The sequence below is a fragment of the Salinicola sp. genome, from assembly GCF_982684285.1.
Window position 1 is genome coordinate 1 of record NZ_CEXLVS010000124.1, and the last position, 11,374, is coordinate 11,374.

The window sequence follows — 11,374 nt, forward strand, 5'->3', positions numbered from 1 at the left end:
ACGGCGCCCCGGCCAGCGCCTGGACCGAACAGGTTGTCTCCGAACTCGCCGGTCTGGCCAACGTCACGCTGCTGCCGCGTACCACCGCCAACGGCTATCACGACCACAACTTCGTCACCCTGCACGAGCGGCGCACCGAGCACCTCGCCGATACCGCCGCGGGCGCCGGTCGCGAAGGCGAAGTGCGCGCGCGGCTGCACCGGGTGCGTGCCGGCCGCGTGGTACTGGCCAGCGGCAGCCATGAGCGCCCGCTGGTCTACGCCAACAACGACGTGCCCGGCAACCTGGTGGCGGGGGCGATCTCTGTCTATATCCGCCGCTATGGCGTGGTACCCGGGCAGCGCCTGGTGCTCTCCACCAACAACGACCACGCCTATCGCGCGGCGCTGGACTGGCAGGAGGCCGGCCGCGAGGTGGTCGCGGTGGTCGACTCGCGGGCCAAGCCGGATGGCGACCTGGTCAAGCAGGCCCGCGACGCCGGCATCCGTGTCATCACCGGCAGCGCGGTGATGGAGGCCACCGGCAGCCAGCGTATCAGTGGTGCCAAGGTGGTGGCGATCGACACCGAGCGCTTCGTGGTGACCGGCAAGGTCGAGACGCTGGAGTGCGATACCATCGCCAGCTCCGGCGGCTACAGCCCGGTGGTCCACCTGGCCTCGCACACCGGCAAGCGCCCGCAGTGGCGCGATGACCTGCTCGGCTTCGTGCCCGGCGAGGTCAAGGGCATGCATTTTGCCGGCGGCGCCCACGGTGTCTATGCCCTCGGCGAGACGCTCACCGACGGCGCCGGTGTCGGTGCCGAAGCGGCGCGTGAGGCGGGCTTCGAGGAGGCCGCGGCGATCGCGGTACCCGAGGTCGCGGTGCGCCAGGAGTCGCCGACCAGCGCGCTCTATCAGATCCCCCACGAGAAGCCGCCGCTGCGCGCGCCCAAGCAGTTCGTCGATCTGCAGAACGATGTCACCGCAGCCGCCGTGGAGCTGGCGACCCGCGAGGGCTTCGAGTCGATCGAGCACGTCAAGCGCTACACCGCGCTGGGCTTCGGCACCGACCAGGGCAAGCTGGGCAACATCAATGGCATGGCGATCGCCGCGCGCTGCCTCAATCGCTCGATCCCCGAGGTGGGCACCACGGTCTTCCGTCCCAACTACACCCCGGTCAGCTTTGGCGCCATCGTCGGCCGCCACTGCCGCGAGCTGTTCGATCCCGAGCGCTACACCGCGCTGCACCAGTGGCACGTGGAGAACGGCGCCGAGTTCGAGGATGTCGGCCAGTGGAAGCGCCCCTGGTATTTTCCACAAAAACGCCGCGCCGGCGGTCAAGAGCGTCTGGAGACGATGCATGAGGCGGTGGCGCGCGAGTGTCTGGCGGTGCGCCGCGGCGTGGGTATCCTCGCCGCCTCGACCCTGGGCAAGATCGATATCCAGGGGCCGGATGCGCGCGAGTTCCTGGGCCGGGTCTACACCAACAAGTGGGCCAAGCTGGCACCGGGGCGCGTGCGCTACGGGCTGATGTGCAAGGACGACGGCATGCTGATGGACGACGGTACCACCAGCTGCCTGGCCGAAAACCACTTCCTGATGACCACCACCACCGGCGGCGCCGCCGGCGTGCTGGAGTGGCTGGAGCTGTGGCACCAGACCGAGTGGCCGGAGCTGCAGGTCTACTTCAATTCGGTCACCGACCACTGGGCGACCATGACCGTGACCGGCCCGGACGCGCGAAAGCTGATGTCGGAAGTGACCGATATCGACCTCGACCGTGAGCAGTTCAAGTTCATGGACTGGAAGGAGGGCAAGGTCGCCGGCGTCCCGGCGCGGGTGTTCCGTATCTCCTTCACCGGTGAGCTGGCGTTCGAGATCAACGTCCAGGCCAACTACGCCATGCACGTGTGGAAGGCGCTGTTCGCCCACGGCGAGAAGTACGACCTCACCCCCTACGGCACCGAGACCATGCACGTGCTGCGTGCCGAGAAGGGGCTGATCATCGCCGGTCAGGACACCGACGGCTCGGTGACCCCGGAGGATCTGGGCATGCACTGGGCAGTGGGTTACGACAAGCCGTTCTCGTGGATCGGCCAGCGCGCGCTGACGCGTCCGGACACCGCCCGCGAGGATCGCAAGCAGCTGGTGGGGCTCAAGCCCAAGGACCCCAAGGTGGTCCTCGAGGAGGGGGCGCAGATCGTGCTCGACCCCGAGCAGAAGATCCCCATGACCATGATGGGTCACGTCACCTCGAGCTATTACAGCCCGGTACTGGAGAGCGGCTTCGCGCTGGCGGTGCTCAAGGGCGGACGCAACCGGATGGGCGAGACCGTCTATCTGCCGATGTCCGACGGCAGTGTCCACCAGGCCGAAGTCGTGAGTACCGTCTTCATCGATCCCAAGGGAGAGCGCCAGAATGTCTGAAGCCCGTTCTGAAGACAACGCCGGCAACGCCGCCACTTTCGATGCGCATCCGGGCGCCGACGCCGGCGTCACCCCCGAGTCGCCGCTGCAGTGGAGCCGGGTACAGGGGCGCGTCACCGAGGAAGGTGGCGCCGCCGGGACGATCAGGGTGGTCGAGCGGCCATTCCTCGGCCATCTGGTGCTGCGCGGTGGGGCCATCACCCTCGACGAGGCGGTGCGCGCCGAACTCGGGGTGAGCCTGCCGGGCAAGCCGCTGGGGCTGGTGCTCGACGCCGAGGGCAGCCGCTCGGTGCAGTGGGTCTCGCAGGACGAGTGGCTGGTGATCGTGCCCGCCGGCGAGGAGTTCGAGCTGGAGAACCGGCTGCGTGCGCGGCTGGAGGATGCCCACTTCGCCATCGTCAACGTCGGCGGCGGCCAGACCCTGCTGGAGCTCTCCGGCGAGAAGGCGCGTGAGCTGCTGATGAAGTCGGTCACCTACGACGTGCACGAGCAGGGGCTCCCGGTGGGCAAGGCGGTGGGTACCGTCTTCGCCAAGACCAGCGTGGTGCTGCGCCGCCCGAGCGAAGAACGCTTCGAGCTGGTGGTGCGGCGCAGCTTCGCCGACTACTGCGTGCGCTGGCTGCTGGACGCCGGACGCGAGTACGGGCTGCGCGTGGAATCCGCCTCGCCCTGACGATACAAGGCCCCTGCGACAGTAGGGGCCAGGCCTGGCTGGAGCCAACATGCATTCTGAAAACAATAGCTGGATTCTGTCCGCCCAGTGCCCGAGCCGGCTGGGCACGGTGGACGTGGTGACCCGTTTTCTCAAGGAGCAGGGCTGCTACATCACCGAGCTGCACTCCTTCGACGACTACCGCGGCGGACAGTTCTTCATCCGCGCGGCCTTTCTCCCCGAGCAGGCCGATTTCGACGGCGACGACTTCCGCGGGCAATTCGACGCGCGGGCGTCGGCGTTCGACATGCAGTTCGAGCTGACCCCGCCGGACTACCGCCTGCCGGTGGTGATCATGGTCTCCAAGACCGACCACTGCCTCAACGATCTGCTCTATCGCTATCGTACCGGGCAGTTGGCGATCGACGTGCGCGCCATCGTCTCCAACCATCCCGACCTGGAGCCGCTGGCGGCATGGCACGGGCTGCCCTATCACCATCTGCCGATCACCCCGGAGACCAAGGCGGAGCAGGAGGCCGAGGTGCGCCGGGTGGTCGAGGAGAGCGGGGCCGAGCTGGTGATCCTGGCACGCTACATGCAGGTGCTGTCGCCCGAGCTGTGTCATCACTTCGCCGGCCGCGCGATCAACATCCACCACTCGCTGCTGCCCGGTTTCAAGGGGGCCAAGCCCTACCACCAGGCCTACGAGAAGGGCGTGAAGCTGGTCGGCGCCACCGCCCACTACATCAACGACGACCTCGACGAAGGGCCGATCATCGCCCAGGGCGTCGAGGCGGTCGACCATGCCCACTATCCAGAGGATCTGGTGGCCCGGGGGCGTGACATCGAGTGCCTGACCCTGGCCCGGGCGGTGCGTTACCACCTGCAGAAGCGGGTGTTCCTCCACGCCGGCAGAACCGTGGTGTTGACGGGGTGATATGTGTGCCGGCCGCTTGCGTCGATACCGACTTGCAGACACAATGCGCTCAGCACGGAAGGGGAGTATCCCGCCGCCGGCGCCTCAGGCGTCGCCGGTCGATGATTTCGTCAGCACGGGCCACATTGCCCCGGAATCATCGGTTGCCACGGCCGCTTACGGCGCCGCAGGCAGCGGGAGAGACTTTCGGTGACGTTCACCGTCTACCGGAGGTTCCCCTATGCACGTACCCGTCTGGGTCTGGCTGGCGACTGTCGCCGGCATCGCCGCACTCTTCATCTTCGATTTCTACGCCCATGTGCGTAAGCCCCACGATCCCACCTTCAAGGAAGCGGCCTGGTGGTCGGTCTTCTTCATCGCGCTGGCGGTGATCTTCGGTGGCGGTCTGTGGTGGGTCTGGGGCGCGCAGCATGGCGCCGAGTACTTTGCGGGTTTCATCACCGAGAAGAGCCTGTCGGTCGACAACCTGTTCGTGTTCCTGATCATCATGGCCAAGTTCGCGGTGCCGCGCGCCTACCAGCAGAAGGCGCTGTTGATCGGCATCGTGATTGCGCTGATCCTGCGCGGCATCTTCATCGCGGTCGGTGCCGCGGCCATCGCGCAGTTCAGCTGGGTTTTCTACCTTTTCGGCTTTTTCCTGCTCTATACGGCGATTCAGCTGGTGCGCGAGGGCGCGGGCGGTCATGACGAGAACGAAGAGTACGAGCCCAACGCCATCGTGCGCTGGATCCAGCAGCGTCTGCCGGCCACCGACGAGTTCGACAGCGACCGCCTGCTGACGGTCAAGAACGGCAAGCGTCTGGTGACGCCGCTGTTCATGGTGGTGGTGGCGCTGGGGATGACCGACGTGCTGTTCGCACTGGACTCGATCCCGGCGATCTACGGGCTGACCAAGGAGCCCTATATCGTCTTCACCACCAACGCCTTTGCCCTGCTGGGGCTGCTCCAGCTCTATTTCCTGCTCGGCGGCCTGCTGACCCGACTGGTCTATCTCAGCCTGGGGCTGTCGTTCATCCTGGCCTTCATCGGCGTCAAGCTGATCATCGAGGCGATGCACACCAACAGCCTGCCGTTCATCAACGGCGGAGAGCCGCTGCATCTGGTTCCGGAAATCCCGATCTGGCTCTCCATGTCGATCATTCTCGGTACCCTGGTCGTCACCACCGTCGCCAGTCTGATCAAGAGCCGGAACCTGAAGTCGGCGACGTCTCATCAGGAGTGACATCGCCGTAGATCCGATGCAGCAGCTCCCGCATTCCCTCCATGGGAATCGCGGCTTGCGGCCCGGGCGGAAACATGCCGGGCCGGAAGCCGTTGTCGATGAATCCCCGTAGCAACGCCGGATCGTCGCTGATGACATGCAGCGGCACATCCCTGCCGGGCGTGTCGCCGATGATGGCCGGCGCGGCCTGGTGGTCGCCGAGTATCATCATCAGGGCGTGATCGCCGCGGGGCAGGTTCCGGCCCAGGTAGCGCCGGGCAAAGCCGCTGGCCGCCTGTAGCGAGTAGTCGATGGCCGGGCCGTAGTTTCGGCGCATCGCCTCGGTGTCCTGCCACAGCGTGGCGTAGCCCTCGCCCGCGCCTCTCCAGCGATCGAAAACCCGCCCGTCTTCGACCGTCGACCAGTCCTCGATCATGTCGATGACCGGCGACCACGGGGCGTGGCTCGACAGCGTCGCCAACTCGGTAAAGCTCGGCCGGTCGTGACGTGACAGCGCATAATCCTCGACCCGTTGCCAGGTGAACTGATCGGGCATGCTGGCCCACCCCATCGAGGGGCCTTGATAGTCCATGCTCCCGGCGGTGTGGATCTCGTCGTAGCCGTAGCGGCCGCCCTCGGGCCAATCCCGGGTGATGCCCGGCATGATGGCGATGGTGGCGTGCCCGGTCGCCTTGAAATCGTCGATCAGGGTCGAATGGGGGCTATTGATCATCAGCTCGAACCGCAGCTGCGACGTGACCGGCAGGCCGCTGGCGAAAGTGGCGTGATTGAGCCAGGACTGGCCGCCCAGCGTGGCAGCGGTGATGCGTCCGGTGGCCACCGACAGGCCGGCGGCGGCGAGCTGGTGCGCTATCGTCTCGAGCCGCGGCCGAATCTCGGCCCTGAACGGTTCGCGCTCGATGGCGGCGACGCCGTAGGACTCGATGAAGCCCAGGATGACATCGGTGTCGGCCAAGCCGGGAAGGGCCTGGCCGCCGGGCGCCGCATAGGCGTGATCGTCGTCGTACAGCCGGCGCCCGAACGTCGCCATCGCCTGGCGTGTCTGCAAAGCGCGCTGCCATTCGAACCTCACGAAGCTGGCAGCGGGGTGGCCGAGCCTGGCGATCCAGGCCGGCGCGTTGTCCTGGGACAGGACATTGACGCCCGCCAGCCCGATGCCTCCCGACAAAACCAGCAGCAGCGCCAGCGCACGTGGCGTGTTGCGAGCGTGAAAACCGCGCAGCAGTCTCGCCAGCAACAGGCCGGTGGCGAACGCGGCGAGGCCGGCGGCCGATAAGCCTGCGATGGCCAGCGGCAGGCCGAGATTGGTGACGATCAGCTCGACCAGGATGGGAACCAGCTTGATGTCGGTATAGAGGTTCAGCGATCGCCCCTGCAGGGTTTGCGTCAAGGCGTCGCCGGCGGCGCCGAAGACGATCGCCAGCGCGAACAGAGCGACCAGCCCGGATAGCCAGCGTCGCCAGCGCGAGGGGGGCAGCAGGGCCAGCACACCGACGATCAGCGGCACCTCGAGGGCGATCCAGTGTCGCGGTGGAAAGCCCGCCCAGGGAAGCTCCGGTGTCAGCAGCAGGATGTTGAGCATTGTCAGGGCCAGAAGCAGGTGCCAGCGAGGCGCCTGGGCGAGGGAAAACGTCATGGCTCATCCTTGAGTCGGGTCAGGCGATTCGGAATCGGCATGGCTTTGACCTGTAGCCGTCGGGTGGGCGTGAAGCGAATCCGTTCATCATCCTACGCAGCGCGCAAGGTTTCGGATGGCACGTTAAACTGGGTGACCTGAATTTCGAACCCTAACCGGGCCAACCAGGCGACGAGGACGATCCAACATGACAGCTGCGCGCGAGTTGATCATTGAACCATCGAACGGGAGAAAGGCCGATGCCTGTGTCATTCTGCTCCATGGGCTGGGGGCCGATGGTCATGATTTCGAACCGTTGATACCGGCGCTGGAGTTGCCGGATTCGCTGGCCGTGCGGTTCGTGCTGCCCCATGCCCCGCAACTGCCGGTGACGGTCAACGGCGGAATGACGATGTCGGCATGGTACGACATTCTCGAGATGAATCTCGGCCGCCGGGTCGATGTCGAGCAGCTACGCGCTTCCGCCGAGCGCGTCCACGGGCTGGTCGATGACCAGATCGCCAATGGGATCGACAGTCGGCGGATCGTGATCGCCGGTTTCTCGCAGGGGGGCGCGGTGGCCTACGAGGCGGCGCTTTCCTGCGCCCGGCCGCTGGCCGGATTGCTGGCGCTGACCACCTACTTCGCCACCGCCGACAGCATCGATCTGGCGGAGGTCAACCGCCGTCTGCCCATCGAGGTGCATCACGGCTCGGTCGATCCCGTCGTCCCCGAATCCCTGGGGCGCGAGGGCGCCGAGAAGGTCGAGTCGCTGGGCTACCCGGTCAATTACCGCACCTACGAGATGGGGCACAGTCTGTGCCCCGAGCAGGCGCGAGACATCGCCGCCTGGTTGACCGCGAGACTTCAGTGACGGGGGGCGTCATGAACAGCATGGACACTCTGGAACCGCGGGGAAGCGACCGGCGTCTCTCCAGCCCGGCCGCCCCGCGCAATCGCGAGCCGATTCTCACGGTGCTGCGCTCGGTACTGCCGAGCGCGGGGCGGGTACTGGAGATCGCCAGCGGCAGTGGCGAGCATGCGGTCTATTTTGCCCGTCACCTGGCGCCGTTGTGCTGGCAGCCGACGGATCCCAGCGAGACCGCGCTGGCCTCGATCGCTGCCTGGCGGGAGACCGAGGCGCTGGATAACCTCGCGGCGCCGGTTCTTCTGGATGTCATGGCGGATTGGCCGCCGTTGCCGGATATGACCGCGGTCGTCTCTATCAACCTGCTGCATATCTCCCCCTGGGCCGCCAGCGAGGCCCTGTTCGCCGCAGCCGGACGTCGGCTTCCCGTGGGTGGCGCGCTGGTGGTCTATGGCCCTTTTCGGCGCCACGGCGAGCATACTGCGCCCAGCAATGCGGCGTTCGATGACCAGCTGCGGGCGCGTGATCCGCGCTGGGGCATTCGCGATCTCGAAGCGGTGGAGCGGCTGGCCGAGGACACCGACCTGAAGTGCGAGGCCGTTCACGAGCTGCCGGCGAACAATCTCTGTGTCGTCTGGCGGCGCTGACGCCCGAGGCGATTCGGCATCGGGCAGGGAGATGTCGCCGCAGCGAGCCACAACTCGACTACACTGGATGCAGACCTTCAACGGCCGACAAGGAGTGATGCCGTGTCAGACTTTTCCGAAGAGTTTCGTATGCCCAAGGGATGCCCCAACTGCGGCAACCATATGATGAAGGTTTCCCAGGCCAAGTCAGCCGATGATCTGGTCTACTGCACCTCCTGCAATACGGAAGTCTGTGCCTGGGAGGAGGCCGAGCGGATCCTGGCCGAAACGCCGCGCAGCGAATCCGAACAGCTGATCGAGGACGTCATGAACAACAAGAAGCCTTCAGAAGACGACTATTGACGGTCACTGGTGGGACATGACCGATGGACGCCCCGGCTTGGCCGGGGCGTCTTGCGTTGGATGGGAGAAGGTCGACGAGGGAGTTACAGCAGCTCCTCCGCCGCCAGGGCGAGTCGGGACCGCTCGACGCTTTTCAGCGTGATATGGCCGGCATGGGGCCAGTCGCGGAAACGTTCCACGACCGCTGCCATGCCGCAGGTGTTGGCCGTCAGGTAGGGCGTGTCGATCTGTCCCACGTTGCCCAGGCAGACGATCTTGGTATTGCGTCCGGCGCGCGTCACCAGCGACTTGAGCTGCTTTGGCGTGAAGTTCTGGGCCTCGTCGATGATCAGGAAGGTATCGTTCAGGGTGCGCCCGCGCATGAAGGTGGGAGAGCGGATCTGGACGCGGGAGCCGATCAACTGCCGGGTCGCGCCATCGTTCCAGCTCGACGACCCCTCGCGCTCGTCGCGCAGCAGGTTGTCCATGTTGTCGTGGAAGGCACCCATCCACGGCGACATCTTCTCCTCCTCGGTGCCGGGCAGAAAGCCGATGTCCTCACCCATCGGGATGGGGGCGCGGGTAAAGACGATACGCTCGAACTGCTTGCTGTCCAGCGTCTGCTGCAGGGCAGCAGCGAGCGTCATGAAGGTCTTGCCGGTCCCTGCACTGCCCGCCAGGGTGAGAAAGTCGATGGTCGGATCCATCAGCAGGTTGAGGGCGAAGTTCTGCCGGCTGTCGTGGGCGTGGACGCCCCAGACGCCGCCGTGATGGCGGTAGTTGGTCAACAGCTGCAGGCTGGCCTTGCGGGGACCATGGCTGCGGACGATGGCCTCGAATTCGGCACCGTTGTCGCTGTCGGAGACCAGCATGCCCACATGCCAGTCCTCGGGGATGCCGCCTTCCAGGTGATAGAAGGTGTGGCCATCGGTGCGTTCCACCATGACCTCGACATCGAGCGATTCCCACAGGCTGCGCCCGTCGCGGCCGGCGTCGGCGTAGACCTTGGCTCCCTCGATCATGGCGTCGAGATCATCGAACGCCTTGTCGTTGAGATAGTCCTCCACCGGGACGTTGAGCGCGGTGGCCTTGACCCGCAGATTGATGTCCTTGGTCACCAGCGTGACGGAGGCATCGGGTCTTTCGTCGCGTAGCCGGCAGGTCTCGGCGAGGATGCGGTTGTCGGGGGAGTTTTCCAGTGTCTCCAGTGGCGCCAGGTCCTGGTAGCACAAGAAGCGCAGGCGACCGGCGGGACCACCGGTGACGCGGGGAATGGGAATGCCTTGCTGGATTTCTTCCGGTGTAACGTGGGCGGTGAGGTCGGAGAGGGTGCGGCTGATCTGTCTTGCGGTTCGCGCGATCTCGCGCATGCCATTCTTGTGTTTGTCCAGCTCCTCGAGCACCGTCATGGGGATGACGACATCGTGCTCCTCGAAATGGTAAAGGGCTGCTGGGTCGTGGATCAGGACATTGGTGTCCAGTACGTAGAGCCTGTTCGCTTTCTTGTCGATTCGCACCATCGGCAAAAGCACTCCTGTGAGTTCAAGGCTACTCGACCCTGACAGAGTGCGGTGACAGAACGGTGTCGCCACGATTCACTCCGTCAGTGCCACTATCGTTCGAACGTAAAGACTGTGTCGGCTTTACCTCTCTGACGGATGAAGTCACCCCCAGAATGGCCTGATGTGACCCAAAGCGCTACCCCCATTTGAGGACTCGGCGCAAAAAACGGTTGCCTCTTTCATGCGGGGAATGGTGGCCATCGGCGAGCCGGCGCTCGCCCCGGAAAGGAGAGCCACAAAAAAGCCCCGCCGTGGCGGGGCCTTGAACGACGATGACATCGACTAGATGTTGTCGTCGCCGTCGTCGTTCTTCTTGACGCTGACCTGGGCGATCGCCGGTTCGTTGTCGCCGCTCTGATCCAGCTTCGCCAGCAGGTTTTCCGATTCGCGCTTGAAGGCAGCGAGAGCATCGCCTCGGAGGCTCTGGGACTCCGGCAGCTTCACGCGCATGGCGTCGACCTGGTGGTTGTTCACCAGCACTTCATAGTGCAGGTGAGGGCCCGTGACACGGCCGGTGCTGCCCGAGAGCGCAATCTCTTCACCCATCTTGACGTGTTCGCCGGGCTTGACCAGCGCCTTGCTGAGATGCAGGTAGCGGGTCACGTAGCCGTTGTTGTGGCGAATCACGATATAGCGACCGGCGATCGGATGGTTGACCACCCGTTCGACGATGCCGTCCGCCGGGGCATCGATGGGCGTGCCGCTGCGCATGGCGAAGTCGGTGCCTTTATGCGGGCTGATGCGGCCGGTGACCGGATGGTGGCGGCGCAGGTTGAACGGTGAGCTGATGCGGTAGTGGCCCTGGAAAGGATAACGGTCGAACGCCGGGTCGAGACTGTTTCCGTCCGGGGTGTAGAAATGGTCGTCGGCACTGTTGCGGACTACCGTCAGGTTCATGCGCTGGCCCTCGTACTCGGCGGCCAGCACCTTGGAGTCCATGGAGTGGCCGTCGATCATGTCGGACTCGACCAGCACCCGGAACTGATCCCCCGCGCGCGCGTTGCGACGGAAATCGAGTTTCTTCGAGAGCACGCTGGTGAGTTCGGACACTTCGGCGCTGGAGAGCCCCGTCGACTGAGCCGAGAGCGCGAAAGAGCCGTTGACCGTGCCGGTAAACATGCGTTGGGCGGCTTCGCCCGTCTTCT

The 11,374-nt window shown here is 65.4% G+C and carries 10 protein-coding genes; 7 read left to right on the forward strand and 3 right to left on the reverse strand.

Annotated elements, in window-relative coordinates:
- The 4 genes from AC3AYF_RS12035 to AC3AYF_RS12050 form a co-directional block, all read left to right on the forward strand.
- Window positions 1-2,405, forward strand: a 2,405-nt coding sequence (locus AC3AYF_RS12035) for a glycine cleavage T C-terminal barrel domain-containing protein (RefSeq protein WP_487779778.1), incomplete at its 5' end; no start/stop codon positions are given.
- The gene (locus tag AC3AYF_RS12040; RefSeq protein WP_295039584.1) at window positions 2,398-3,078 is read left to right on the forward strand and encodes a sarcosine oxidase subunit gamma; all 681 of its coding nucleotides are present in this window, start codon (window positions 2,398-2,400) and stop codon (window positions 3,076-3,078) included. The genes AC3AYF_RS12035 and AC3AYF_RS12040, both read left to right, overlap by 8 nt.
- A gap of 49 nt (window positions 3,079-3,127) precedes the next feature.
- Entirely contained in the window at window positions 3,128-3,994 is an 867-nt protein-coding gene (gene purU / locus AC3AYF_RS12045; protein WP_295039587.1) for a formyltetrahydrofolate deformylase, read from the forward strand.
- 220 nt (window positions 3,995-4,214) lie between these two features.
- On the forward strand, window positions 4,215-5,216 hold the full coding sequence (locus AC3AYF_RS12050; RefSeq protein WP_295039589.1) for a TerC family protein: 1,002 nt from the start codon (window positions 4,215-4,217) through the stop codon (window positions 5,214-5,216).
- On the opposite strand, the gene AC3AYF_RS12055 is transcribed toward AC3AYF_RS12050, so the two are convergent.
- Window positions 5,173-6,852 carry an alkaline phosphatase family protein gene (locus AC3AYF_RS12055; RefSeq protein WP_295039591.1) on the reverse strand — a complete coding sequence of 560 codons (1,680 nt, stop codon included), beginning with the start codon at window positions 6,850-6,852 and terminating at the stop codon, window positions 5,173-5,175. The genes AC3AYF_RS12050 and AC3AYF_RS12055 overlap by 44 nt on opposite strands.
- Before the next feature lie 187 nt (window positions 6,853-7,039).
- Here AC3AYF_RS12055 and AC3AYF_RS12060 point away from each other — a divergent pair, with 187 nt between their 5' ends.
- The 3 genes from AC3AYF_RS12060 to AC3AYF_RS12070 all read left to right on the forward strand — a co-directional run bounded on the left by AC3AYF_RS12060 (window position 7,040) and on the right by AC3AYF_RS12070 (window position 8,688).
- On the forward strand, window positions 7,040-7,705 hold the full coding sequence (locus AC3AYF_RS12060) for an alpha/beta hydrolase (protein ID WP_487779779.1): 666 nt from the start codon (window positions 7,040-7,042) through the stop codon (window positions 7,703-7,705).
- A gap of 11 nt (window positions 7,706-7,716) precedes the next feature.
- The gene (locus tag AC3AYF_RS12065; protein WP_487779780.1) at window positions 7,717-8,346 is read left to right on the forward strand and encodes a DUF938 domain-containing protein; all 630 of its coding nucleotides are present in this window, start codon (window positions 7,717-7,719) and stop codon (window positions 8,344-8,346) included.
- A gap of 102 nt (window positions 8,347-8,448) precedes the next feature.
- On the forward strand, window positions 8,449-8,688 hold the full coding sequence (locus AC3AYF_RS12070) for a hypothetical protein (RefSeq protein WP_149433735.1): 240 nt from the start codon (window positions 8,449-8,451) through the stop codon (window positions 8,686-8,688).
- Window positions 8,689-8,771: 83 nt separating this feature from the next.
- On the opposite strand, the gene AC3AYF_RS12075 is transcribed toward AC3AYF_RS12070, so the two are convergent.
- Together AC3AYF_RS12075 and AC3AYF_RS12080 are read right to left on the reverse strand one after the other, a co-directional pair.
- Window positions 8,772-10,187 (reverse strand): PhoH family protein, encoded by a 1,416-nt coding sequence (locus tag AC3AYF_RS12075; protein WP_298848949.1) that lies wholly within the window; start codon window positions 10,185-10,187, stop codon window positions 8,772-8,774.
- Between the two features lie 324 nt (window positions 10,188-10,511).
- Window positions 10,512-11,374, reverse strand: an 863-nt coding sequence (locus tag AC3AYF_RS12080) for a peptidoglycan DD-metalloendopeptidase family protein (RefSeq protein ID WP_487779781.1), incomplete at its 5' end; no start/stop codon positions are given.

Bases quoted from the DNA above. Each gene is read 5' to 3' on its own strand.
- AC3AYF_RS12040 (WP_295039584.1), top strand. From the start codon at position 2,398: ATGTCTGAAGCCCGTTCTGAAGACAACGCCGGCAACGCCGCCACTTTC.
- purU (WP_295039587.1), top strand. From the start codon at position 3,128: ATGCATTCTGAAAACAATAGCTGGATTCTGTCCGCCCAGTGCCCGAGC.
- AC3AYF_RS12050 (WP_295039589.1), top strand. From the start codon at position 4,215: ATGCACGTACCCGTCTGGGTCTGGCTGGCGACTGTCGCCGGCATCGCC.
- AC3AYF_RS12055 (WP_295039591.1), bottom strand. From the start codon at position 6,852: ATGACGTTTTCCCTCGCCCAGGCGCCTCGCTGGCACCTGCTTCTGGCC.
- AC3AYF_RS12060 (WP_487779779.1), top strand. From the start codon at position 7,040: ATGACAGCTGCGCGCGAGTTGATCATTGAACCATCGAACGGGAGAAAG.
- AC3AYF_RS12065 (WP_487779780.1), top strand. From the start codon at position 7,717: ATGAACAGCATGGACACTCTGGAACCGCGGGGAAGCGACCGGCGTCTC.
- AC3AYF_RS12075 (WP_298848949.1), bottom strand. From the start codon at position 10,187: ATGGTGCGAATCGACAAGAAAGCGAACAGGCTCTACGTACTGGACACC.